We start from the raw sequence: 23,834 nt of genomic DNA, 5'->3' as shown, positions 1-23,834 counted from the left end.
GGTGGTCCTGACAGACTGGTGCGGTGTTGCGCATAGGCCTGTCCGGCGGTATCGGCGCCGGGAAATCGACCGTGTCCGCGACGTTCAGCGAACTCGGCGGCATCGTCGTCGACGGCGACGTGATCGCCCGCGAGGTCGTCGAGCCCGGCACCGAGGGACTGGCCAAGCTGGTCGACGCGTTCGGCCGCGACATTCTGCGTGAAGACGGTGCGCTGGACCGGCCCGCGCTCGCGGCGATCGCGTTCAGCGACGAGGAGAAGCGCCAGACACTCAACGGGATCGTGCACCCGTTGGTGGCGCATCGGCGTTCGGAGCTGATCGAGGCGGCCGCCACCGATGCGGTGATCATCGAGGACATCCCGCTGCTCGTCGAGTCCGGGATGGCCCCGATGTTCCCGCTCGTGGTGATCGTCCACGCCGACGAAGATGTCCGGGTGAAGCGGCTGATCGAGTACCGCGGCTTCACCGAACAGGACGCCAGGGCCAGGATTGCCGCGCAGGCCACCGAGGAGCAGCGTCGGGCCGTCGCGGACGTGTGGCTGGACAACGCGGGCAGCGCCGGTCAACTCGTGGAGCAGGCCCGCGCGCTGTGGCACGAGCGGATCCTGCCGTTCGCCCACAACCTCACCCAGAACCGTCCCGCGTCCCCGAAACCGGTGCTGGTGCCCTACGACGAAACCTGGCCCGACCAGGCGCGTCGCATCCTGGCACGGCTGAACACCGCATGCGGGCACCGCGCCGTGCGCATCGACCACATCGGGTCCACCGCGGTGCGCGGTATGGACGCCAAGGACGTCATCGACATCCAGGTGACGGTCGATTCGCTGGAGACGGCCGACGAGTTGAGCGAGGCATTGACCTCGGTGGGTTACGTGCGCCTGCCGTACACCACCGACGTCGGCAAGCCCGACGCCCGCAGCACCGTCGCCGCGTTCGATCACAGCAGCGATGATGCGTTGTGGCACAAGCGTGTTCACAGCTCGGCCGACCCGGGCCGGCCGACGAACGTGCACCTGCGGGTGGACGGCTGGCCAGATCAGCAGTTCGCCCTGTTGTTCGTGGACTGGCTGCGCGCCAACCCCGGGGTGCAGGCGGACTACCTAGCGCTCAAGCGGCGGGTCGCCGCGGAGGGACACGCCACCACCAACGCTTACGCCGAGGCGAAGGAGCCGTGGTTCCTCGACGCCTACCGACGGGCGTGGGAGTGGGCCGACACGACCGGCTGGCGGCCCTGACCGTCGCCTATGCGGCAGGCGGTGCGGACGCCTCGACCGGCGGAGCGTCGACCGGCGGCGCGGCCGGGGCCCCGTCGATCGGAACGTTCAGCGGCGCACCGCATTGCAGCACGCCGTACATCGGGTCGTCCTTCGGCCGGAACAGCCGCGGCGCGATGAACTGATCGGCCTTGGCGACGATCTGGTCGTCGACGAGGATCTCGCAGTGCAGGTTGGACCCGTACGGCCACTCGATGGAGATCTCCATGCCGGCCAGCTTCGGGTCGGCGAGCACCGCGTTCACCTCGAACGTCTGCCCGGGCAGCAGGGTCGGCGTCGCGCTGTTGACGTTGTGGTCGTCCATCTTGTACGCGACGACCGCGCCCCGGGAGGTGCCGTCGGCGCGGGCCCGGTAGATGACGTTGTGCAGCAGGTCCTGCTCCGCGGGAGCAGGCGCCACCGCGGTGTCCGTGGGCTCGGGGTCGACGGGCTGCGCCGACGCCGTCGCGGGGACCAGCGCCGAGCCGGCCAGCAGCGCGCCCGCAGCGGCGGCCGCCGCGAGCCGGGTGCGCGTGGTGGGGCTCACGTGACCAGAGATTACCGTCAGCGTCGGCCAGCACAAATTCGAAGTCGTTGCCATCACAATCAAGATCGGCCGTCGGTGGCGTTCTGTTACGCGGTGCCCGGCGACGCTCCGCGCCACGTCACCGGCATGCCCTGCGACGCCAGCCAGCGGTTGAGGTCGTAGCCGTGCCGGGCCAGGCCGTCGACCGCGGCAACCGCGGTGTGCACGGCCTGTTCGGCGGTCTCGGGTGTCAGCAGGTTGTGCCGGACGGCGGTGAGCAGTTCGTCGACGTCGCACAGGTCGACGCCCCGACCGGTGCGCACCATCAGGTCCAGATAGTGATCCTCGGAGTGCCACACCTGCGGACCAGCGGTGTATTCGCCGACGTCGAGGTAGTAGTCCTGGTCGCGTTCGTGACCAGGATTGAAGTGGAACACCGTCGCCCGTAGCCGCAGCGACGGCAGCAGCCAGGACTCCAGGTAGTGGAACTGGGCCCGGTCGGGGGTGGGCCGGGCGAGGTACAGCCCCCACGGCTCGACCGTGTACACATCGACCGCCCGCACGATGCCCTTCGGGTCGGTGTTGGTGCGGGCGAGCAGGTCGAACGTCTCGTGTTTGGGAGCGTGGATGAGCCCAGGATAGGAGATCAGAACCGGGGGCGGCGGCGCAGATCGAGCGTCAACGGGCCCTTGCCGCGGCGGCGGGTCGCGATGCGCAGTATCGCGCCGGCGATGGCCGTGACCCAGAACCCGGCCCACAGCAGGCTCGCCGCGTCCCACCAGGTGCACTGTTCGTTCGGGCCGAGGCCGCTGTCATACCGGCACGAGACACCCATGGCCTGCGCCACCGCGTACGGGCCCGGCGTGAACATCAACACCACGCAGGCGACGGCGACCAGCAGCAGGGCCAGTCCCAGCAGGCGCAGCGCGACGCGCAACGGTTCGGGCACCCGGTCACGCTAGCGCGCGCAAGGCGCGACGGGAATGAACTTGTCGGTGGCCGCGCTTACCCTGGTTGATTATGGCTTTCGCTACTGAACACCCCGTGCTGGCGCATTCCGAGTACCGCCCTGTCGACTCGGTCGTGCGCGCCGGCGGCCGTTTCGAGGTGGTCAGCCCGTACGCGCCCGCGGGAGACCAGCCGGCCGCCATCGACGAGCTCGAGCGCCGCATCAACGCGGGCGAGCACGACGTGGTGCTGCTCGGCGCCACCGGCACCGGCAAGTCGGCGACGACGGCGTGGCTCATCGAGCGCGTGCAGCGGCCGACACTGGTGATGGAGCCGAACAAGACACTCGCGGCGCAGATGGCCAATGAGCTGCGGGAGATGTTGCCGCACAACGCCGTCGAGTACTTCGTGTCGTACTACGACTACTACCAGCCCGAGGCGTACATCGCCCAGACCGACACCTACATCGAGAAGGACAGCTCGATCAACGACGATGTCGAGCGGCTGCGGCACTCGGCGACGTCGAGCCTGCTGTCGCGGCGCGACGTGGTCGTGGTGGCGTCGGTGTCGTGCATCTACGGCCTGGGCACCCCGCAGTCCTACCTGGACCGCAGCGTCGAGCTGAAGATCGGTGACGAGGTGCCCCGCGACGGGCTGCTGCGGCTGCTCGTCGATGTGCAGTACACCCGCAACGACATGGCGTTCACCCGCGGTTCGTTCCGAGTCCGCGGCGACACGGTGGAGATCATCCCCAGCTACGAGGAGCTGGCGGTGCGCATCGAGTTCTTCGGCGACGAGGTGGAGGCGCTGTACTACCTGCACCCGCTGACCGGTGACGTGGTGCGCAAGGTGGAGTCGCTGCGGATCTTCCCGGCGACCCACTACGTGGCAGGCCCGGAGCGGATGGCGCACGCGATCTCGACCATCGAACAGGAGCTCGAGCAGCGGCTCGCCGAACTCGAGGGGCAGGGCAAGCTGCTGGAGGCGCAGCGGCTGCGGATGCGGACCAACTACGACATCGAGATGATGCGGCAGGTCGGCTTCTGCTCGGGGATCGAGAACTATTCGCGGCACATCGACGGCAGGCCGGCCGGCTCGGCGCCCGCCACGCTGCTGGACTACTTCCCGGAAGACTTCATGCTCGTCATCGACGAGTCGCACGTGACGGTGCCGCAGATCGGCGGCATGTACGAAGGCGACATGTCGCGCAAGCGCAATCTCGTCGACTTCGGCTTCCGGTTGCCCTCGGCCGTCGACAACCGGCCGCTGACGTGGGAGGAGTTCGCCGACCGGATCGGGCAGACGGTCTACCTGTCGGCGACGCCGGGCCCGTACGAGCTCAGCCAGTCGGGCGGCGAGTTCGTCGAGCAGGTGATCCGGCCGACCGGGCTGGTCGACCCGCAGGTCGTGGTCAAGCCGACCAAGGGTCAGATCGACGACCTGATCGGGGAGATCCGGCTGCGCACCGAACGCGACGAGCGCGTGCTGGTCACCACGCTGACCAAGAAGATGGCCGAGGATCTCACCGACTACCTGCTCGAGATGGGCATCCGGGTGCGCTACCTGCACTCCGAGGTCGACACGCTGCGCCGCGTCGAGTTGCTGCGTCAGTTGCGGCTCGGCGAGTACGACGTGCTGGTCGGCATCAACCTGTTGCGTGAGGGACTCGACCTGCCCGAGGTGTCGCTGGTGGCGATTCTCGACGCCGACAAGGAAGGGTTCCTGCGGTCGACCCGCAGCCTGATCCAGACCATCGGTCGCGCCGCCCGCAACGTCTCGGGTGAGGTGCACATGTACGCCGACAACATCACCGAGTCGATGCGCGAGGCCATCGACGAGACCGAGCGGCGCCGCGCCAAGCAGATCGCCTACAACGAAGAACACGGCATCGATCCGAAACCGTTGCGCAAGAAGATCGCCGACATCCTCGACCAGGTGTACCGGGAGGCCGACGACGTCGAGGTGGGTGGTTCCGGCCGCAACGCGTCGCGGGGCAGGCGCGCGCAGGGCGAGCCGGGCCGTGCGGTCAGCGCGGGCATCATCGAGGGCCGCGACACGTCGAACATGCCGCGCGCCGAGCTCGCCGATCTCATCAAGGACCTGACCGAGCAGATGATGACCGCGGCGCGGGATCTGCAGTTCGAACTGGCCGCCCGCATCCGCGACGAGATCCACGACCTGAAGAAGGAACTGCGCGGCATGGATGCCGCAGGCCTGAAGTGAGCGCCGGCCGGCCGTTGACCTCAACTGCGGTTCAGCTCCTAGCCTGACCCGGTGACCGAAACCGCGACCACCCCGGCGGGGACCTGGCGAGAACTGCTGGGCCCGAAGAACCTCGGGGCGGCGACCGTACTCGCCGGTGGGGTGGCGCTGTATGCCACCAACGAGTTCCTGACGATCAGCCTGATGCCCAGCGCGGTCGCCGATATCGGCGGGCAGCGCCTCTACGCGTGGGTGACGACGGTGTATCTCGTCGCGTCGGTGGTGGCCGCCACGACCGTGTCCGCGACGCTGATGCGCTTCGGCCCGCGGCTGTCGTATCTGTTGGCGCTCAGCGTGTTCGGGGTGGGCAGCGTGTGGTGTGCGACGGCGCCCACGATGGAACTGCTGCTCGCGGGGCGCACGGTGCAGGGATTGGCCGGCGGCCTGTTGGCCGGCCTGGGTTACGCGGTGATCAATGCCGCGCTGCCGGAGTACTTGTGGACCAGGGCGTCCGCGTTGGTGTCGGCGATGTGGGGTGTCGGCACGCTGCTGGGGCCGGCCGCCGGCGGGCTGTTCGCCCAATATAGTTCGTGGCGTTGGGCTTTCGGCGCGCTGGCGATCCTCACCGCGGTCATCGCCGTGCTGGTTCCGCTTGCGCTGCCGACCCGCCGCGACGCCGAGGTCGATGTGCCGAGTATTCCGGTGCCGGTCTGGTCGCTGTTGTTGCTGGGCGGGGCCGCGCTGGCGGTCAGTGTCGCCGGCGTGCCGCACGACGCGCGGGCCACCGCGGCGCTGCTGGGTCTCGGGGCGGTTCTGGTCGGGGTCTTCCTGGTCGTCGACCGGCGCACGGCGGCTGGTGTGCTGCCGCCGAGCGCTTTCGGGCGCGGCCCGCTGAAGTGGATCTACCTGACGCTGGGTGTGTTGATGGCCGCGACGATGGCCGACATGTACGTGCCGCTGTTCGGTCAGCGACTGGCGGGTCTGACTCCGGTGGCGGCGGGGTTCCTCGGCGCGGGTCTGGCGATCGGCTGGACGGCAGGCGAACTCGGTAGCGCGTCGATGGGCAGCCCGCGGGCGATCCGGCGGGTCGTGGCGCTCGCGCCGGCGGTGATGGCCGCCGGGCTCGCCATCGGGGCGGTGACGATGCGGGCAGGCGCGCCGCTCGCCGTGGTGGCGGTGTGGGCGGTCGCGATGCTGATCACGGGGGTGGGTGTGGGCATCGCCTGGCCGCACCTGTCGGCGTGGGCGATGAGCCGCGTTGCCGACCCGGCCGAAGGGCCGACCGCCGCTGCCGCGATCAACACCGTCCAGTTGATCTGCGGGGCGTTCGGCGCGGGGTTGGCCGGAGTCGTGGTGAACATGACCGACGACGGCGGCGCCGCGCCTGCGCGTTGGCTACTCGCCGGGTTCGCCGTGTTGGCCGCGCTGGGTCTGGTGGCGTCCACCCGCAGCGGGCGGACGATTGCGTAGAGTCGGGTCGGTGGATGCCTACACCGCGGGCCGCCTGTGCCGCAGCATCGACCCACTGCATTCGCTGTCGTATTTCCTGCCGGAGTTCTTCGAGCGCTTCGGTGCGCTCGGAATGCAGGGCATGACACCGTATTTCGCGGTGCGCGCGGCGCCGATGGGCGCTGTGCCCGCCGAGGTCGTCGCGGCCGTGTTCTACAACTTCAACCCCGAGTTCGTCGCACAATCCATTCCGCGCGCATGGACGCTGGCGGCACCGGACGCGGTGATCGCGATGCGCTACGAGATGCTCGACGAGGTGCTCCCGCGGATCCTGGGGGAGGAGTTGACGCGTTCGGCCGAATTGTTCCGCGCGGCGGGCATCCTGCGGCGGACAGCGGAGTCGATCCCCGACGGCGACGGCCGGCCGCTGTTCGCCGCGCACACCTCGCTTCCGTGGCCGGAGTCGGCGCACTGCCAGTTGTGGCACGCGGTGACCCTGCTGCGCGAGTACCGCGGCGACGGGCACACCGCGGCGTTGGTCGCCAACGGCTTGAGCGGGCTGGAAGCGCTCGTCAGCCACACCGTGGCGGGCATCGGGTTCTCCGTGCCGTTCGCGCAGTCGCTGCGCGGCTGGAGCGAGGAGCAGTGGGACGCCGGGCTCGAGCGGTTGCGGACGCGCGGACTGGTGGGCAGCGACGGTCAGCTCACCGAGGCGGGCACGCGGCTCCGAGCCCGCGTCGAGGACCTCACCGACGACCTGGGATACGCGCCGTGGGCGACCGTGACCGACGGCGACCGTGACCACGTGACGGTTGTCGCCGACGCGGTTCGCGCCGCGGTGGCCGGGGCCGGACTGATCCCGGCGCAGGCGTTCGGTCCGCGCTACGGGCAGCCGCGTTAGTCGGCGTCGGCGTCCTCGTCGAACTGCCGGATCGCTGTCACGCCGTCGATGGCCGCAAGCACCATCGGCGCGTTGAGGATCCCGCGTCCGACCAGTGTCAGCACGACGCCGGAGTGGCCGGGCGCCGCGCCCAGCGGTTCACCGGGCGCATCGGCCTCCAGATCGGTGAGCTGCCACTGCCGGCGTTCACAGGCCTGCAGGAGCCGGCTCATCACACCCGCGCCCTCGGCGTACGTGACGTGCATCCGGATCGAACCGCTCAACCGGGAGGTCAGCCGTCGGGCCAGCGGCATGAAGCCCAGGATGATCAGGAAGTGCATGGCGGTCACGGTGGTGGCCAGTAGCAGCAGGCCGGCGCCGGCAGCCATGCCGATGGCCGCGGACTCCCAGACGGCGGCCGCGGTGGTCAACCCGTGCACCGAGCCGCGCCGGAAGATGATGATGCCGGCGCCGAGGAAGCCGATGCCCGAGACGATCTGGGCGGCCACCCGGGACGGGTCGACGACGACCAGGTTGTCCTGCAGCACATCGGTGAAGCCGTACTTGCTGACGAGCAGGATCAGCGCAGCGGCTGTTCCCACGATGGTCTGCGTGCGCAGGCCGGCGCTCTTGCCCTGGATCTCGCGTTCCAGGCCGATGAGTGCCGTCAACCCGAACGCGACGAACAACTCGATGATCTGGCGGGTGCCTCGCCCGGGACCACCGAAGAACGGCGCGTCCGCCAACCACAGGTGCATGCGATCAGTAAACCCGCCGCGGACCCGCTTGCGCGGGAGGTGGCGATCACGGCGAATACAAAGCTGGCTCGCCGGACTTCACCCTGGCAGAGTTCCGTGTCGATGCGGGTGTGGCTGAATGGCTAGGTACCGGCCTGCAAAGCCGTTTATGCGGGTTCGTGTCAGCAGACCGCTGGCGGTACCCACATCGAGACCGCTGGAGGCACCCACGCGCACGCGTTCTGGTGACCCCGGCCGTCCCAGCCGCGACCACGCGGGCCGTTGTCCCAGTCGTTCCAGTCGTCATCCCAGTGCGGGCGGTCCAGTTTCCAGGTGACCGCCGGCGAACCAGGCTCGGCGCCGGCAATTCCCGCCCCGATCCCGAGCACCGGCATCGCGAGTGCACCGGCCATGACAGCTGCGCTTCCCAACACTTTTACGTTCACGATCAAACCCCTACTGCAGCAATATCGCGCGATCCGACCCGCATCGAGTTTATCCCTGATCGGCGCGCGAAGCGACGACAGGTGCCGCGGCAAAGTCGTTGTGCTGCAACGCTGCAGGAGTTCGCGATGCATACGTCCATCCTGCAAAGTCGCCGCGTGTCACTCAGCGACGATGTCGAGGCGGTCGAGGCGCCGGACCAGCAGGCTCGGCAGCCATTCGCCCGTCCGGCTTGCGGTGAAGAAGCCGGTTCGCCGCAACAGGAAGTCGAGGACGACGCGCGCCTCCATCCGGGCCAGGGCCGCGCCGACGCAGAAGTGGGCTCCCTTACCGAACGCGATGTGGTTCTTGCCCCTCGGGCGGTCCAGCCGGAAGTCGTCAGGCTCGTCGAAGTGGTCCGGATCGCGGTTCGCCGCTCCCCACAGCAGGAGCAGGCGTGAGCCCGCCGGGAGCTCGACACCGAACAGCTCGGTGTCGTTGACCACATGGCGGTAGTGGCCCCGGAACGGTGGCTCGTAGCGCAGGACCTCCTCGATGAAGGCACCGAGCATTGCCGGATTTCCACGAACCTGGCGCTGGATGTCGGGACGCGTCGCCAGCAGCCAGGCCGCAGAACCCAGCAGCGAGGCGGTGGATTCGCCGCCCGCACTGAACAGGGTCGCCATCATGGCCAGCGCCGTGGTGGCGCTGATCTCGTCGCGCGCCCGGGCAGCGGCGAGGTCGCCCATCAGGTCATCGTGTGGGTCGCGCAGCGCGTTCTCGAACTGCTCGGTGATGTAGGCGCCGAGTTCCATCACCGCGACGCCGGCTGCCGCCAGCTGGTCGTCGGTGACCAGCCCCTCCACCACCTGGGTCGCCGCGTAGCCCCAGCGGATGAGCTTGTCGACGTCGCTGTCGGGCACCCCGATGATGCGCGCGACGATCATCATCGGCAGCCGGTTGGCGATCGCCGACATCCACTCGATGCTGCCGTCGTGAAACGCATTGTCCCAGAGCTCATTCGCGGTGTCTGCAACCAACCGCTCGAACCCGCCGATCTGCTTCGCCGCCAGGTGAGGCAACAGCATCTTGCGGTGCAGCGAGTGTGTCGGCTCGTCGGCCGTCGCCAATGCCTGTGTGTCGCCGCCGATTTCACCGATGGTGAATGCGGAGATCGATCCGTCGGGCTGGTACATCATCGTCGCCGTCAGGTTCGATGAGAAGTCGTCAGGTCGGGCCACCGCCTCCTCGACGGCATCCCAACTGCTGACCGCGAAGAATCCGGAGTCGCCGATCCGGTGCACCGGGCCCTCGCGGTGCATGTGCGCGTAGAGGGGATACGGGTCCTGGACGTAGCGGTCCTCGAAGAGCGCGAGGCCGAGGCTGCTCATGTCGTCAACGCTGAGCGGCGGCGACCGGCGTGTCAACGGCAGCGCACCAGATCGCCACCGCCTCCACGCGCCGCCCTCGCTCGTCGTCTCACGGCCATACCTTGAGCTGCGTAGATAGGGCATTCACCCGCGCCTTCCATCTCAAACTTGAGAAACTTCCTGGGAGACGTGCAGGGGAGCAGGCGATGGTGCGGTCAGATTGGGTGGTCGGCGGTGACCGGCATGCGGCGGCGGCCGAGCGGATCTACGCCGCGGCGACCGATCTCGTGCTGCGTGAGGGTCTCGACGCCGTGGACATCGACACGCTGGCCGCGGCCGTGCACTGTTCCCGGGCGACCGTCTACCGCTACGCGGGTGGCAAAGCCCAGATTCGCGACGCCGTGCTGATGCGGTTGTCGGCCGGGATCATCGGCGCGGTCCGCGATGCGGTCGACGGTTTGGTCGGCAGGCAGCGGATCGTCACCGCGATCTCGGTCGCCCTCGAACAGATCCGCTCGGAGCGGTTGCGCCGGCTGATGTTCGCCTCACGGGTGCCGCAAGTCGGCGGTCTGCATTCGTCGCCGGTGCTGAGCCGGCTGGCGGCGGACCTCACCGGCATCACCGACGACGATCCGCATGCCGCGCAGTGGATCGTCCGCGTCGTGGTGTCGCTGGCCTACTGGCCGATCGACGACCCGCGCGACGAGGAAGAGGCCATCCGTCGTTTCGTCGCGCCCGCGTTCGGCTGAACCTCAGCGTGTTCGCCTGCCGGCGGCGAACCGCAGATCGGACACCAACGCCTGAAACGCTTCCTCCCGATCCTCCGGGCGCCCGCGCAGCACCGAGGACGGATGCGCGGACACCACGACGCTCGGGTCGATGCCGAGGTCGGCATCCGACTCCGGCAACCGCAGCACCTCGCCGCGATGCTGGGTGAGCCGAAATGTGCTGCCCAGCAACGACTGTGCCGCGGTCGCGCCCATCAGCACCAACACGTCGGGCCTGACGGCTTCGAGCTCGGCGAGCAGCCAGGGCCGGCACGCGACGACCTCGGTGCGGCTGGGTGTCTTGTGGATGCGACGGGTGCCACGTTCGGGCAGCGTGAATTTGAAGTGCTTCACCGCGTTCGTGACGTACAACCCGTCGCGGTCGACGCCCGCTTCGTCGAGCGCCTTGTCGAGCACCCGGCCCGCGGGACCGACGAACGGTTCGCCCGCCTTGTCCTCCTGGTCACCGGGTTGCTCACCGACGAGCATCATGTCGGCGCGCGCGGCGCCGCCGCCGAACACCACCTGCGTGGCGTCCAGATACAGATCGCAGCCCTTACATCCGTGCGCGGCGTCGGCGAGCACCGCGATATCCGCGGTGTCCGGGACGAACTCCGCGGCGGTACGAGTCGTCCGTGCAGCCATGCAGAGCGGATACCCAACAGCGCGTCGGCGAATCCGTCCCGAGGACAGGCGAATACACCGGCTCGACGGAATTGACGCTCGCGATTGGACGGTGGCGGCATCGAGATGGCCACTCAGACAGCCACTTCGCGGGGGTGTAGGCGCCGTCACGTCGGGTACGCCGGGGTGACGTACCGGCCAATGTGGGACGAAATAGCAGGCAAACGGCCTATGAGAGGCTACTGTTCCGGATGGCGAAGGAATTGACACTGGGAGGATATGGATGAGCGCCTATCAGACCGTCTTGGTTGGCACGGACGGATCGGACTCGTCGCTGCGTGCGGTGGAGAAGGCCGGTCATATCGCCGGTGCCGATGCCAAGCTGATCGTCGCGACGGCGTACTTCCCCCAGTCCGAGGACCAGCGCGCCGCCGACGTACTCAAGGACGAGGGCTACAAGATGGCGGGCAACGCCCCCATCTACGCGATCCTGCGCGAGGCCAAGGAACGCGCCCACCAGGCCGGCGCCAAGAACGTCGAGGAGAAGGCGATCGTCGGTGCGCCCGTCGACGCGCTGGTGGAACTGGCCGAAGAGGTCAAGGCCGATCTGCTGGTCGTCGGCAACGTCGGCCTGTCCACCATCGCGGGCCGCCTGCTCGGCTCGGTTCCTGCCAACGTCGCGCGCCGGTCCAAGACCGACGTGCTGATCGTGCACACCACGCCGTAACGACCACCAGCGCCGCCATCAGCGTCCAGTCGCCGTAGCGCTGATAGCCGGTGGTCCGGGCGTCCAATGGGACGTCCACGACTATCGTGCCGCGCTCGTCGGCCGGCAGCCACGCCAGCCGCCGGCCTGAGGCGTCGAACGCCGAACTGATCCCGGTGAGCGCTGCGTGTACGGTCGGGCGCCCCGTCTCGACCGCGTGCACGGCAGGCATGGCGGCCAGCTGCGGTTGCGCCCAGCTGCCCTGGTAGGACGATGTCGAGCTCTGGTAGACGAGCAGTTGGGCGCCGAGTCGCGCCAGGTCGACCGATAGGTCGGGAAACAGCGTCTCGAAGCTGATCAGCGGGCCGACGGCGGCCGTGCGGGTGTGGAGCACGACGGGCCCGGTGCCGCGTTGCCGGTCCTCGGCGGCGGCCTGCGTCGACGCTGTCAGCCGCCCGAGCAGGGCCCGCAGCGGCACGTACTCGCCGAACGGCACCAACCGCGTCTTCGCATAGGACCCCAGCAGCCCGTCCGGACCGACCAGCACCGCAGTCTTGTAGATGCCGCCGTCGTCGCTGCGGGCGTCGACGTTGACCAGCAGGTCGGCGCCGACCCGACGCGACAGCCCGGCCAGCCGCGCAGCCGCCTCCGCATTGGCGGCCAGGTCCACACCGACGCTGCTCTCGCCCCACACGACGAGGTCCACCTGCTGCCCGACCAGCCGCTCGGTCAACGCGTCGCCGGCCGGTTCGCCCGGCTGGACCAGCGCCACCCGCATCGTCGGACCGGGCTCGGGCGCCGGACCCAACCAGAACCACACCGGACCTACGGCGGTCAGCGCAACGGCGAGGACGACCGGACCGGGTGTGCGCACGAGGACGGCACCGGCCAGGGCCGTGTTGACGGCCACCACCACGACGCTGACCAACCAGACCCCGCCGAGCGAGGCGGGCGCCAGCGTGGCCGGCTGGTTCCACTGCGACGCGCCGAGCACGGCCCACGGGCCGCCGAGCCGGTCCCAGGACCGCACGGCCTCGGCGAGGACCCACACCGACGGCAGCACGATCACGGCCGTGAGCAGTCTGCGAAAGGTGAGGTCTCCCGCGAGCAACCGCTGCGCGGCCCAGCCGAACGGCGCCCACAGCGCGCCGAGCGCGGCGGCCAGCACGAGCAACAGGGGACCGGCGCTCGGCCACAGCCAGTACTGCGTGACGCCGACGAACGCCGCCAGACCCAGCCATGCGCGGACGGCGCCGTGCTTGGCCGTCGGCGCGCTGCGGATGACGAGCAGCAGCGGGACGAGCCCGGCCCACGCCAGCCACCACCACGCGGGTGCCGGGAACGCGAGCGCGGGCAACGCGCCGGCGACGAGCGCCGACGCGGAGCCCCGCACCGAGATCAGGTCGCGGACGCCTTGGCGATGCTGGCGATCGCCTGGTCGAGCGTGGAGTTGAACTCCTCGTCGCTCTGCTGGGCGCTGAGGCCCTCGGTGAGTGCGCGGGAGAAGCTCGCGATGACGCCGGTGTTGCGGGTCAGCTTCTCGTTGGCCTCGTCGCGGCTGTAGCCGCCCGACAGCGCGACCACGCGCAGCACCTTCGGATGGTCGACGAGGTCCTTGTACAGGTTGTCGGTGTCGGGCAGGGTCAGCTTGAGCATGACCTTCTGATCGTCACCGAGGTTGTTCAGGCCGTCGAGCAGCGCGGCCTTGAGCTGGTCCTCGGCCTCGGCCTTCTTCGGGCTCTTGATGTCGACCTCGGGTTCGATGATCGGGACCAGGCCCTTGGCGAGCACCTGACGGGCCACCTCGAACTGCTGGTCCACCACGGCCTGCAGGCCGGCGCCGGGCAGCTTGATGACGGAGCGTTCCTTGGTGCCGAAGATGCCCTTGGCGACCGCGCGGTCGAGCAGGTCGTCCAGGCCGGGCATCGGCTTCATCGTCTGGGCGCCGTCCTTCTCCTCGGCGAGGCCCTTGTCGATCTTCAGGAACGGCACGATGTTCTTGACGTTCCACAGGTAGTCGGCGGTGGGACGGCCGTCGATCTCGCGGTCCATCGTCATCTCGAACAGGATCGCGCCCATGATGCGGTCGCCGTCGAAGGCGGGGCTGGTGATGATGCGGCTGCGCATCTCGTGCACCAGGTCGAACATCTGCTCGTCGCCGGAGTAGCTGTCCTCGGCAATGCCGTAGAGCTTCAGTGCCTTCGGAGTGCTGCCGCCGCTCTGATCGAGGGCCGCGATGAACCCTGCGCCGCTCTGCGCCTTCTTCAACTGATCGTCATTCATCCTTGTCTCCTCACAGACTTCAGCGATCACCCTAGGCCAGCGGGTTTCCGGCGTTGCCGGGGGCCACTGTCCGTGTCGCCATCTTCCCGACCGGGAACGGATTTCACCGCAGGATCCGGTCGAACTGCGGGATCGGGTGCACGCCGTGCAGGTCCCGGTACGACGCCGGTCGGCGGTCGCCGTCGTCGGTGATCCCGTACTCGGCCGCGAGTTCGGCGCCGATGAACGTGCGGCCGCTCTTGTCCATCACCGCCGGATCGGTGAACAGCGCCCAGATGACGTGGCCGGTGAACTCCGGGGTCTCGGTGTTGTCGAGCAGGTGAGCGAGTTGCTCCGGTGCGCTCGCCACCAGGGCCTTGAAACGTTCGGTGAGCAGTACGCCCATCCAGATCGACGCGGTGGCGATGCCGAAGTCGCGGAAGTCGACCGCCATGTCGGCGGCCATCTTGTCCACGCCCGCCTTCTGCACGCCGTAGGCCGGGCCGAACACGTAGTGCGCGGCGCCCGGCGCGGAGGTGAACGCGACCAGGCCGCGTCGCTGCGGGAGCATCAGCGGCGCGGCGTACACGGTCGCGACATAGGCGCTGCGCAGCCCGACGTCAAGGATGTCGGCGACCTCGATGGGTTCTTCCCAGAACCGGGTGCGGCCCATCATCTCGTCGCGGATCACCGCGGCGTTGTTCACCAGGATGTCGACGCGCCCGTGGTCGGCGGCCACGCGGTCGAACAGCGCCTTGGTCTGCGCGTCATCGGCGTGGTCGACGGTGACCGCGACTCCGGTGCCGCCGGCGGCGGTCACCCGTTCCGCGGAGTCGTGGACGGCGTCGCTGCGCCCGGTGACGTAGACCGTGCAGCCGTGATCACCCAGCGCGTGCGCGATGCCCAGGCCGGCGCCGCGACTCGCGCCGGTCACGACTGCGACCGGCGCGTCTACCAACCGCGTGCTTTCCACTCGGCCAGGTGGGGGCGCTCGGTGCCCAGCGTGGTGTCGTCGCCGTGGCCGGGATAGACGACGGTGGCGTCGCCGTAGACGTCGAACACGCGGGCGGTGACGTCGTCGAGCAGCCGCTCGAACGCGCCGTCCTCCCAGGTCTTGCCGACGCCGCCGGGGAACAGGCAGTCGCCGGTGAACAGGTGCGTCGACTCGTCGGCGCCGTCGAGCGCCAGCGCCACCGACCCGGGAGTGTGGCCGCGCAGATGGATGACGTCGAACGACAGATCGCCGATCTCGACTTTGTCGCCGTGGGCCAGGATGCGGTCGGGGGCCACCGGCAGCGGTTCGGCGTCGAGCTGGTGCGCGGCGGTCGGCACGCCTGTGGCCTTGGCCACCTCTTCGAGCGCCTGCCAGTGGTCGAAGTGCTGGTGGCTGGTCACGATCAACGCCAGTGTCGGCGCGTGCTTCTCGATGAGCTCGAGCAGGACCGCTGCGTCGTTGGCGGCGTCGATCAGCAGCGTCTCGCCGGTGCGGGAACAGGTGATGAGGTACGCGTTGTTGTCCATCGGGCCGACCGAGACCTTGACGATCGAGGCGCCCGGGAGTGTTCGCCGGGCCGCGGTTCCTGGCTCGACGTGGCCGGTGTAGTTGTCGTCGACGACGGTCATGGTCCTCACGGTATCTGGCTCGTCTGGGGGTTGTCGGAGGGTCCACATAGAGTGGGTTTCAACTATGTCTTGGGAGGAATCACCGGGTGGCTGACCGCCTTGTCGTCAAGGGTGCGCGCGAGCACAACCTGCGCAGTGTTGATCTTGATTTACCACGCGACGCGCTGATCGTCTTCACGGGGCTGTCCGGTTCGGGCAAGTCGTCGCTGGCGTTCGACACGATCTTCGCCGAGGGGCAGCGCCGCTACGTCGAGTCGCTGTCGGCCTACGCCCGTCAGTTCCTCGGGCAGATGGACAAACCCGACGTCGACTTCATCGAGGGCCTGTCCCCGGCGGTGTCCATCGACCAGAAGTCGACCAACCGCAACCCGCGGTCGACGGTCGGCACCATCACCGAGGTCTACGACTACCTGCGGCTGCTCTACGCGCGCGCGGGCACACCGCACTGCCCGGTGTGCGGCGAGCGCATCGCGCGCCAGACCCCGCAGCAGATCGTCGACCAGGTCCTCGCGATGGACGAGGGGCTGCGGTTCCAGGTGCTCGCGCCGGTGGTGCGCACCCGCAAGGGCGAGTTCGTCGACCTGTTCGACAAACTCAACACGCAGGGCTACAGCCGCGTCCGGGTCGACGGGGTGGTCTATCCGCTGACCGAGCCGCCGAAGCTGAAAAAGCAGGAGAAGCACGACATCGAGGTCGTCGTGGACCGGCTGACGGTCAAGGCGAGCGCCAAGCAGCGGCTGACCGACTCGGTGGAGACCGCACTGAACCTGGCCGACGGCATCGTCGTGCTCGAGTTCGTCGACCGCGAGGACGATCACCCGCACCGCGAGCAGCGCTTCTCGGAGAAGCTGGCCTGCCCCAACGGGCACCCGTTGGCCGTCGACGACCTCGAGCCGCGGTCGTTCTCGTTCAACTCGCCCTACGGCGCCTGCCCGGAGTGCACCGGGCTGGGCATCCGCAAGGAGGTCGACCCCGAACTCGTCGTCCCCGACCCGGACCTGACCCTCGCCGAAGGCGCGATCGCGCCGTGGTCGATGGGGCAGACGGCCGAGTACTTCACCCGGATGCTGGCCGGGCTCGGTGACGCGCTCGGCTTCGACGTCAACACCCCGTGGAAGAAGTTGCCCGCCAAGGCGCGGCGCGCGATCCTCGAGGGCTGCGACGAGCAGGTGCACGTGCGGTACAAGAACCGCTACGGCCGAACCCGTTCGTATTACGCCGATTTCGAAGGCGTGATGGCGTTTCTGCAGCGCCGCATGGAGCAGACCGACTCCGAGCAGATGAAGGAGCGCTACGAGGGCTTCATGCGCGATGTGCCGTGCCCGGAGTGCGACGGCACGCGGCTCAAGCCGGAGATCCTCGCGGTGACGTTGGAGGCGGGGGAGTTCGGCCCGAAGTCGATCGCCGAGGTCGCCGAACTGTCGATCGCGGACTGCTCCGGGTTCCTCAACGCGTTGACGCTGGGCACCCGCGAGCAGGCCATCGCCGGGCAGGTGCTCAAGGAGATCCAGTCGCGGCTGGGCTTCCTGCTCGACGTCGGCCTCGACTACCTGTCGTTGTCGCGGGCCGCGGCCACGCTGTCCGGCGGTGAGGCGCAACGCATCCGGCTGGCCACCCAGATCGGCTCGGGCCTGGTCGGCGTGCTCTACGTGCTCGACGAGCCGTCGATCGGGCTGCATCAGCGCGACAACCGGCGGCTCATCGACACGCTGGTCCGGTTGCGGGACCTGGGCAACACGTTGATCGTCGTCGAACACGACCTGGACACCATCGCCCACGCCGACTGGGTGGTCGACATCGGGCCCGCCGCCGGCGAGCACGGCGGCCAGATCGTGCACAGCGGCACCTACGCGGATCTGCTCAAGAACCCGGAATCGCTTACCGGAGCGTATCTTTCGGGCAAGGAGGAGATCGAGGTCCCGGCGATCCGGCGGCCCGTCGACAAGAAGCGGCAGCTGACGGTCGTCGGCGCGCGTGAACACAACCTGCGCGAAATCGACGTGAGCTTCCCGCTCGGGGTGCTGACGTCGGTCACCGGCGTCTCGGGCTCGGGCAAGTCGACGCTGGTCAACGACATCCTGGCGTCGGTGCTGGCCAACAAGCTCAACGGCGCCCGCCAGGTGCCGGGCCGGCACACCCGGGTCAACGGGCTCGACCAGCTCGACAAGCTGGTGCGGGTCGACCAGTCGCCGATCGGGCGGACCCCGCGGTCCAACCCGGCCACCTACACCGGGGTGTTCGACAAGATCCGCACGTTGTTCGCGGCCACCACGGAGGCCAAGGTGCGCGGCTATCAGCCGGGCCGGTTCTCGTTCAACGTCAAGGGCGGCCGCTGCGAGGCGTGTTCCGGCGACGGCACCATCAAGATCGAGATGAACTTCCTGCCCGACGTGTACGTGCCGTGCGAGGTGTGCCAGGGCGCCCGGTACAACCGCGAGACGCTCGAGGTGCACTACAAGGGCAAGACCATCGCCGAGGTCCTCGACATGTCGATCGAGGAGGCCACGGAGTTCTTCGAACCGATCACCTCGATCCATCGCTACCTGAAGACGCTGGTGGATGTGGGGCTCGGGTATGTCCGGCTGGGCCAGCCGGCGCCGACGCTGTCCGGCGGCGAGGCGCAGCGCGTCAAGCTGGCCTCCGAACTGCAGAAGCGCTCGACGGGCCGCACGGTGTACATCCTCGACGAGCCCACCACCGGCCTGCACTTCGAGGACATCCGCAAACTGCTCAAGGTGATCAACGGCCTTGTGGACAAAGGCAATACGGTGATCGTCATCGAGCACAACCTCGATGTGATCAAGACGTCGGACTGGATCGTCGACATGGGGCCCGAGGGTGGCGCCGGCGGCGGCACGCTGGTCGCGAGCGGCACACCCGAAGACGTCGCCGCCAATCCCGCCAGCTACACCGGGCACTTCCTGGCCGAGTGCCTCGACGTCGAGCGGCCGAAGCCCAAGTCCCGCAAGCGCAAGGTCAGCGCTTAGTCAGCGGTGACGGGAAGCGGGGACTGACCCGCACACCGTCCAGCCAGTCGGTGAGCTCGGCGGCCCGTCGTTGCAGCGCCCGGTGCGCCGCGGTGCCGACGTCTTCGAGCAGCCGGACCTCGACGCGGCCGCCGTCGTCCTGAACCCAGGCGCCGACCACGCGGCCGTCGCACCATGCGGTCGGGCCGGCGTTGCCGTTGGTGTCGAACACCTGGCCGCGGTGCGGGCCGAGGTACCAGTCGCGTTCGAACCAGCCCATCGTGGTGACGTCGAGCCCGGGCAGCAGCGCGCACCACGGATCGGGTTCCGGCTCCTCGTCGAGGTCGTCGGGCAGCACGAAGCCCGGTGTGCCGGCGAGGTCGACCTCGACGGCGTCGATGTCACGCAACCCCTGCCGCGCCCAGGTCAACGTGTTGCCGAACCACCACTTGACGTCGGTGAGCGTGGCCGGGCCGAACGCCGCGAGCCAGCGCCGCAGCACCAGCGCGCGGGCCGCCTCCGACGCGACGGCCTGCGTAGGTTCGATCCACGTCTCCGCCGATGTCCAGCGCGGCCGCGACGTCGTCCACCGGCCGTCGTTGGGGCCGCGCACGATGTCGCCCTGCACGGACAGCACAGTCAGAATCCTTGGCGCCAACGGAGTCTCGCCGCCCCAGCGCTTTCCGGGAGCCGGATCCCAGACACCCGCGAGTTCCGGCAGCGCGACGCGTAGCGCCTTGGCGTCGGTGGGCCCGTTCGCCGCCAGGTACTGCAGCACCGCGCCGCGCGCCGCGTCGAGCCACACCTCGCCGTCGGCGCACACCCCGGCCTTCTGCGCGTCGGCGATCAGGCGGCGGCGTTCGGTGTCGGCCACCCGGTCGCTGGCCGCGGCCTGCACCGCAGGCAGATCGCCGGACCGCACCGTCCACAGGGTCCGGCGCATCGCGAGATGCTTGACCAGCGAGCGCCGCTCGTACAGCTCGGCGTCGAGGTCGGCGGTGGTGAACACGGGCAGCCGACTCCACAGCGACAGATACGGCGTCGCCGGGTCGGTGGCGTGCAGGCCGACGACGGCGCCCACCACGCGGTCGACGGCGTCGGCGGGCTCGCTGAGGAAATGCCTGCGCGCCAGGCGTGCCCGTCTCTCGTCATCGGTGAACCTGCGCATCGCCTCGACACCGTACCTGCGGGGCCGGACAAAGTTTGGGATCGGTAGCGGCCTCGCCGGCATTCACTTGTCCCACGACGGACGCCATCGGGGCGACGTCCGAAACGAAGGGAACTTCGATGAATCGAGTTGTCGTAGGCATGGTCGGGCTCGCCGCGGGCGCCGCCGTTCTGGTCGGATGCTCGGACGACAAGGGCAGCAGCGCCCCGGTCTCGCCCGCCGCCGGTGATATCGCGCAGGGCGGCAGCACCGAGGTCAAGGTCGACGGCAAGGATCTCGCCGGCCTGGACCTGAACTCGGTGACCTGCGTGAAGCAGGGCGGCAAGATCAACGTGGCCAGCGGCGCGATCGGCGGTCAGCAGGGTCTGGGCATCGTGATGAGCGACGAGGCCACCCCGACGGTGGAATCGCTGGGCATGGTCGTCGACGGCAACGCGCTCGCGGTCACCAACACCATGGGCGCCAAGGTTGGCTCGGCCGAGGTCAAGGTCGACGGCGACAAGTACACGATCACCGGCGAGGCGACGGGCGCCGACATCTCCAACCCGATGGCCGGCATGATCACCAAGCCGTTCACCGTGACGGTCAGCTGCAGTTGATCCTGCGTCCCGGGAAGCGGCGGGCGTGCCTGCGCGTCCGCCGCTTCCTATGATTCGACCGTGACGATTCCCGCGGACCTCGAGCGCGCGCGTCACCTGGTTTTCGCCGCCAACGAGGAGGCGGCCAAAGACCTGCTGCTCGAACTGCTGCCGCAGGTCGAGGACGCCGACCGTGACGACTGGGCGCTGGAGATCTTCGCGCTGCTCGGCGAGCTCTACCTGGTGCGAACCGCCTACAACGGCACCGAGGAGTGCGTGCGGCGCATCGACGACTGCCTGGCGGTGTACCAGGCGGTCCTCGCCGGAACCGCTCCCGAGGCCGCCGCCCAGGTGAGCATGCCCGCCGCCGAGATCGAGCGGATGGTCTGCCGCTATGCGCGGCGGGCGCAGTTCCTGCGGATCGGGTTGGCCGCCGCGCACGGTGATCACGAGGCCGCCGAGGCGGCGCTGTCAGTACTGGCCGGCGACGGTCGATCGCATCCCGACCTGGCCGGTGAGCACGGCTTCCTGATCACCTACGCGCAGATCCTCTGCGCGGTGGCGCTGTGCGACGACGATCTGCACGTCCGCTCGATACCGTTGTGGCAGAGCGTGATCGACGTGATCCAGCGGCCCGGTGACGGAACCGAATCGCACGACCACCTGCTGGTGCTCGGCGCGATCGGCTATGGCCGGTTCTGCGTGGAGACCGGCCGGCTGTCGGAGGCCGAGCCGTGGCTGCGGCGCGCGGGCGCGCGTGCCGAAGCGCGCGGGTGGCGGCTGGCGACGGCGCGCGCCCAGTTCGAGCGGGCGACCGCCGCGTGGTCGGCGGGGGACCGGCCACAGGCGCAGGACCTCGTGCACGCCGCGTATCCGGCGATCGCCGAACACCTGCGCGCCCACGATGTGTCGCGGTGCTGGCTGTACTTCGGGCTGATCAGCATCGCAGTGGGGGCGCTCGACGACGCCGACGAACGCCTCGGCCACGCCGAACGGCACTGGCGTGAGATCGAGAAGCCCCTCCACATCCACCGGATCCTGTTGCAGCGCAGCTGGGTCGACATCTTCCGCGGTGACTTCGCGGCCGCCGTCGAGCGGGTCGCCCAGGCCCGTGAACTGCTCGACGGCTGGCCGCGGCACAGCTGGTTGCAGTACGCGCGCCTCGACGACCAGCTGGGCAACATCTGGCGTGCCGACGCGCTCGCCGACCCGGCCGGCGCGGCCGACAAGTTGGAGCGGGCCGCCGAACTCAAGCTGCCCGCGGCGCTGGCCGTCGACTCGGTCCGGCACTCCATTCCCGACGCCGACGCGCGGATGCGCTGGGCCACCTACGTGTCCGCGCCGATCCTGGCTAGCGCCTTCGCGGTGGCGTGGGAGTGGGGCAACACCGAGCTCGTCAGCGAATTGGTCGAATACCACAGTGCGCGAGGCACTTTCAGCGCTGAACCAGGCTCCTCCGATGCCCTCGACTGGGCGGACACCGCCACGGCGGCGGTGCCCGTCGAATCGGTCGACGACTACGCGCTCGTCGCGGCGGGGCCCGCCGTCGTCGGCGGTTCTGCGCTGACCAAGCTCGGGCCCCTCCCGCCGCTGGTGATGGACCCCAGCAGCGCGCCGATCATCAGCCGCTACCGCGCGCTGGCGGCCGAACGCTACGGCCGCGAGGTCACGGCCGACGAACCCGCGTGGTCCACGTGGCCCTGACCGCGACGCTGGTGCTGCGGTTCGCCGACGTCGGCGTCGCGACCTATGCCAGCCTGCGCCTGGTGGGCGAACCCGCCGAGACCGTCACCTGGGTCGTCGAGCAGGCCGAACTGCTCGACGCGGTGAACCGCCTCCGCGACGCGCTGCCCGACCCGGTCGGCGAGGAGACGCGTCGCGACGCGCTCGACCGCGCCCTGACACGAGGCGCGTTTCGTTCTCCCGCAACCGAACTCGAGCTGTCCCGCGGGCTCGGCGAGCGGCTCATCGCACCGGAGGGCTGGCAATTGATCGCCGTGCGGGCGGGCACGGCGACGATGTTCGTCTCACCCAGCGCGCGGCTGGCCCAGGTGCCGTGGGCGATGCTGGCGGCGCCCGGCGGTGACCGGTTGATGGAACAGGTCGAGGTGTTGATGGCCGCGCCGCCGAACATCGTCAACGCCCCACGCGCCGCGGCCGATTGGTCGCGCAGGCGCGAGCAGCCCGCGCTGCTGGTGCTCGATCCGCGGGTGCCCGGTCAGCGTCCGGACGCGGCACTCGGATCGGTGCTGGGCCGCCCGTCGGCCGAGACGCCGCTGGCCCGCCATTACGCCGTTCTCGCGAAGCGACGCCCGGTCCTGCCAGAGGTGTCGGCACCCGTCGACCTGTTCCGCCGCACCGACATCGACCGCCGGTGGCTGGCCGACCACCTCGCGCGCAGGCCGAGTCGCCTGCTCTACGTCGGGCACGCCACGGCCGCCGACGGCGACGTGGGTCACGCCGACCGGGCTGCCCTGCACCTGGCCGAAGACCGCCCGCTGACCGCGGCGGACCTGATGTCCTCGCGGGTGCCCTTTCCGCCGCGAGTCGCGCTGCTGGCGTGCGCATCCGGGGGCGACTACCAGTTCGACGAGGCCAGCGGTCTGGTGGCGGCGTCGATCCTCGGCGGCGCGCAGCTGGTCACAGCCACGCTGTGGTCGCTGCCGACCGCCGCGGGTTACCGCCAGTTCGCCGGGCTCGACGCCGATCCGATGAGCGAGGCGATCGTCGCGGTCGACGACGCGCACGAGGCCCATGACGCCGGCTGCGCGGTGAACCGCTGGCAGCGACAGCGGATGCGCGACTGGTGCGCCGGCGATCTCACCGCCAACCCGCTGTACTGGGCGGCGCTGGTCAGCTTCGCCGTCGACGGGGCCCGCTGATCATTCCGGCGCTACGCACACCGCCACCGCGGTCTCGTCGCCCGCCCGGTAGTAGGTGTCCACGACGCTGCCCGGGGCGACCTTGGCCAGCGCCGAGATCGGCACCAGCGCCGTCTGTCGCGCCGGGAACTGACCGCCTTCAGGCTTTCTCACCATCACGTCCAGTTCGACCTCGCGGTAGTCCTCGAGAGTCTGCCCGGTGGCGCGCATTCCGGTGACGACGGCCGGTGACCGGGTGCCGTACCGGATCAGCTCGAGTTGGCGGCTCGTCACCAAGCCCTTGCGGACCATCATGCGGTCGAACTCGGCGCGCGCGGCGAGGATGTCGTCGGCGGTGGCCAGCCGTTCGTCGGCCTCGTCGGAGTCCGGCGGCGCGGCACCGCGGCCGGCGAGTAACGATGCCGCCGCCATGGCGATGAACAGGATGACGACGAAGGGGACCAGCGCGGTGAACATGGTCCTCAGATTCG

At 69.5% G+C, this 23,834-nt stretch carries 22 protein-coding genes and 1 pseudogene; 10 read left to right on the top strand and 13 right to left on the bottom strand.

Annotated features, from left to right (window positions below; all coding sequences use genetic code 11):
• Positions 1 to 23: 23 nt before the first annotated feature.
• Complete coding sequence (gene coaE / locus BLW81_RS21305; protein WP_083408894.1) at positions 24 to 1,235, top strand: dephospho-CoA kinase; 1,212 nt, start codon at positions 24 to 26, stop codon at positions 1,233 to 1,235.
• Positions 1,236 to 1,242: 7 nt separating this feature from the next.
• Here coaE and BLW81_RS21300 read toward each other — a convergent pair whose 3' ends face one another.
• The 3 genes from BLW81_RS21300 to BLW81_RS21290 form a co-directional block, all read right to left on the bottom strand.
• Positions 1,243 to 1,800, bottom strand: a complete 558-nt coding sequence (locus BLW81_RS21300; protein WP_083408893.1) for a hypothetical protein — start codon at positions 1,798 to 1,800, stop codon at positions 1,243 to 1,245.
• A gap of 86 nt (positions 1,801 to 1,886) precedes the next feature.
• The gene (locus BLW81_RS21295; protein WP_197680392.1) at positions 1,887 to 2,408 is read right to left on the bottom strand and encodes a ribonuclease FAU-1 family protein; all 522 of its coding nucleotides are present in this window, start codon (positions 2,406 to 2,408) and stop codon (positions 1,887 to 1,889) included.
• A 17-nt stretch (positions 2,409 to 2,425) separates the two neighbouring features.
• Positions 2,426 to 2,728, bottom strand: a complete 303-nt coding sequence (locus BLW81_RS21290) for a hypothetical protein (protein ID WP_083410718.1) — start codon at positions 2,726 to 2,728, stop codon at positions 2,426 to 2,428.
• 71 nt (positions 2,729 to 2,799) lie between these two features.
• On the opposite strand from BLW81_RS21290, the gene uvrB reads away from it, so the two are divergent.
• The 3 genes from uvrB to BLW81_RS21275 are packed head-to-tail and all read left to right on the top strand — an operon-like array spanning position 2,800 to position 7,279.
• A complete protein-coding gene (uvrB, locus tag BLW81_RS21285; protein ID WP_083408892.1) occupies positions 2,800 to 4,950 on the top strand; it encodes an excinuclease ABC subunit UvrB in 2,151 nt (716 codons plus the stop codon).
• Positions 4,951 to 5,001: 51 nt separating this feature from the next.
• Positions 5,002 to 6,399, top strand: coding sequence for an MFS transporter (locus BLW81_RS21280; RefSeq protein WP_083408891.1), 1,398 nt, complete (start codon positions 5,002 to 5,004; stop codon positions 6,397 to 6,399).
• Positions 6,400 to 6,409: 10 nt separating this feature from the next.
• A complete protein-coding gene (locus tag BLW81_RS21275; protein ID WP_083408890.1) occupies positions 6,410 to 7,279 on the top strand; it encodes an SCO6745 family protein in 870 nt (289 codons plus the stop codon).
• On the opposite strand, the gene BLW81_RS21270 is transcribed toward BLW81_RS21275, so the two are convergent.
• The 3 genes from BLW81_RS21270 to BLW81_RS21260 all read right to left on the bottom strand — a co-directional run bounded on the left by BLW81_RS21270 (position 7,276) and on the right by BLW81_RS21260 (position 9,809).
• Positions 7,276 to 8,016, bottom strand: a complete 741-nt coding sequence (locus tag BLW81_RS21270; RefSeq protein ID WP_083408889.1) for an MgtC/SapB family protein — start codon at positions 8,014 to 8,016, stop codon at positions 7,276 to 7,278. The genes BLW81_RS21275 and BLW81_RS21270 overlap by 4 nt on opposite strands.
• 161 nt (positions 8,017 to 8,177) lie before the next feature.
• Positions 8,178 to 8,408, bottom strand: coding sequence for a hypothetical protein (locus BLW81_RS21265; protein WP_157897781.1), 231 nt, complete (start codon positions 8,406 to 8,408; stop codon positions 8,178 to 8,180).
• A gap of 192 nt (positions 8,409 to 8,600) precedes the next feature.
• Entirely contained in the window at positions 8,601 to 9,809 is a 1,209-nt protein-coding gene (locus BLW81_RS21260) for a cytochrome P450 (RefSeq protein ID WP_083408887.1), read from the bottom strand.
• Between the two features lie 185 nt (positions 9,810 to 9,994).
• Between BLW81_RS21260 and BLW81_RS21255 the strand changes: the two genes are divergently transcribed.
• Positions 9,995 to 10,537 carry a TetR/AcrR family transcriptional regulator gene (locus BLW81_RS21255; protein WP_083408886.1) on the top strand — a complete coding sequence of 181 codons (543 nt, stop codon included), beginning with the start codon at positions 9,995 to 9,997 and terminating at the stop codon, positions 10,535 to 10,537.
• A gap of 3 nt (positions 10,538 to 10,540) precedes the next feature.
• On the opposite strand, the gene BLW81_RS21250 is transcribed toward BLW81_RS21255, so the two are convergent.
• Positions 10,541 to 11,200: a UdgX family uracil-DNA binding protein gene (locus BLW81_RS21250; protein WP_083408885.1), complete on the bottom strand. Its 660-nt coding sequence runs from the start codon at positions 11,198 to 11,200 to the stop codon at positions 10,541 to 10,543.
• Positions 11,201 to 11,462: 262 nt separating this feature from the next.
• Here BLW81_RS21250 and BLW81_RS30020 point away from each other — a divergent pair, with 262 nt between their 5' ends.
• Positions 11,463 to 11,906 carry a universal stress protein gene (locus BLW81_RS30020; protein WP_083408884.1) on the top strand — a complete coding sequence of 148 codons (444 nt, stop codon included), beginning with the start codon at positions 11,463 to 11,465 and terminating at the stop codon, positions 11,904 to 11,906.
• Here the strand turns inward: BLW81_RS30020 and lnt are convergent.
• The 4 genes and pseudogenes from lnt to BLW81_RS21225 form a co-directional block, all read right to left on the bottom strand.
• Positions 11,872 to 13,278, bottom strand: a pseudogene (lnt, locus tag BLW81_RS21240) (apolipoprotein N-acyltransferase); the annotation flags it as partial. The gene BLW81_RS30020 and the pseudogene lnt sit on opposite strands and share 35 nt — an antisense overlap.
• 5 nt (positions 13,279 to 13,283) lie before the next feature.
• A complete protein-coding gene (locus BLW81_RS21235; RefSeq protein WP_083408882.1) occupies positions 13,284 to 14,168 on the bottom strand; it encodes a fructose bisphosphate aldolase in 885 nt (294 codons plus the stop codon).
• 103 nt (positions 14,169 to 14,271) lie between these two features.
• Positions 14,272 to 15,105 carry an SDR family NAD(P)-dependent oxidoreductase gene (locus BLW81_RS21230; RefSeq protein WP_083410716.1) on the bottom strand — a complete coding sequence of 278 codons (834 nt, stop codon included), beginning with the start codon at positions 15,103 to 15,105 and terminating at the stop codon, positions 14,272 to 14,274.
• Complete coding sequence (locus BLW81_RS21225) at positions 15,099 to 15,770, bottom strand: MBL fold metallo-hydrolase (protein WP_083408881.1); 672 nt, start codon at positions 15,768 to 15,770, stop codon at positions 15,099 to 15,101. Before BLW81_RS21225 ends, BLW81_RS21230 begins: the two co-directional genes overlap by 7 nt.
• A gap of 86 nt (positions 15,771 to 15,856) precedes the next feature.
• Between BLW81_RS21225 and uvrA the strand changes: the two genes are divergently transcribed.
• Complete coding sequence (uvrA, locus tag BLW81_RS21220) at positions 15,857 to 18,757, top strand: excinuclease ABC subunit UvrA (protein WP_083408880.1); 2,901 nt, start codon at positions 15,857 to 15,859, stop codon at positions 18,755 to 18,757.
• Here uvrA and BLW81_RS21215 read toward each other — a convergent pair.
• Positions 18,747 to 19,904, bottom strand: a complete 1,158-nt coding sequence (locus tag BLW81_RS21215; protein ID WP_083408879.1) for a winged helix DNA-binding domain-containing protein — start codon at positions 19,902 to 19,904, stop codon at positions 18,747 to 18,749. The two genes, uvrA and BLW81_RS21215, sit on opposite strands and share 11 nt — an antisense overlap.
• A 119-nt stretch (positions 19,905 to 20,023) precedes the next feature.
• Here BLW81_RS21215 and BLW81_RS21210 point away from each other — a divergent pair, with 119 nt between their 5' ends.
• Genes BLW81_RS21210 through BLW81_RS21200 form a run of 3 tightly spaced genes read left to right on the top strand, consistent with a single transcriptional unit; the run spans position 20,024 to position 23,364 of the window.
• Positions 20,024 to 20,503, top strand: coding sequence for a lipoprotein LpqH (locus tag BLW81_RS21210; protein ID WP_083408878.1), 480 nt, complete (start codon positions 20,024 to 20,026; stop codon positions 20,501 to 20,503).
• 60 nt (positions 20,504 to 20,563) lie between these two features.
• Positions 20,564 to 22,186 carry an NACHT domain-containing protein gene (locus BLW81_RS21205; protein WP_083408877.1) on the top strand — a complete coding sequence of 541 codons (1,623 nt, stop codon included), beginning with the start codon at positions 20,564 to 20,566 and terminating at the stop codon, positions 22,184 to 22,186.
• Complete coding sequence (locus BLW81_RS21200) at positions 22,168 to 23,364, top strand: CHAT domain-containing protein (RefSeq protein WP_157897780.1); 1,197 nt, start codon at positions 22,168 to 22,170, stop codon at positions 23,362 to 23,364. Before BLW81_RS21205 ends, BLW81_RS21200 begins: the two co-directional genes overlap by 19 nt.
• Here the strand turns inward: BLW81_RS21200 and BLW81_RS21195 are convergent, their stop codons facing one another.
• Entirely contained in the window at positions 23,365 to 23,820 is a 456-nt protein-coding gene (locus BLW81_RS21195; protein WP_083408876.1) for a hypothetical protein, read from the bottom strand.
• Positions 23,821 to 23,834 lie beyond the last annotated feature (14 nt).

It is taken from the genome of Mycolicibacterium rutilum (genome assembly GCF_900108565.1).
GTDB classification, from domain to species: domain Bacteria; phylum Actinomycetota; class Actinomycetes; order Mycobacteriales; family Mycobacteriaceae; genus Mycobacterium; species Mycobacterium rutilum.
The sequence above is the reverse complement of the archived record's forward strand: the minus strand, read 5'-3'. Positions and strand labels throughout refer to the sequence as shown.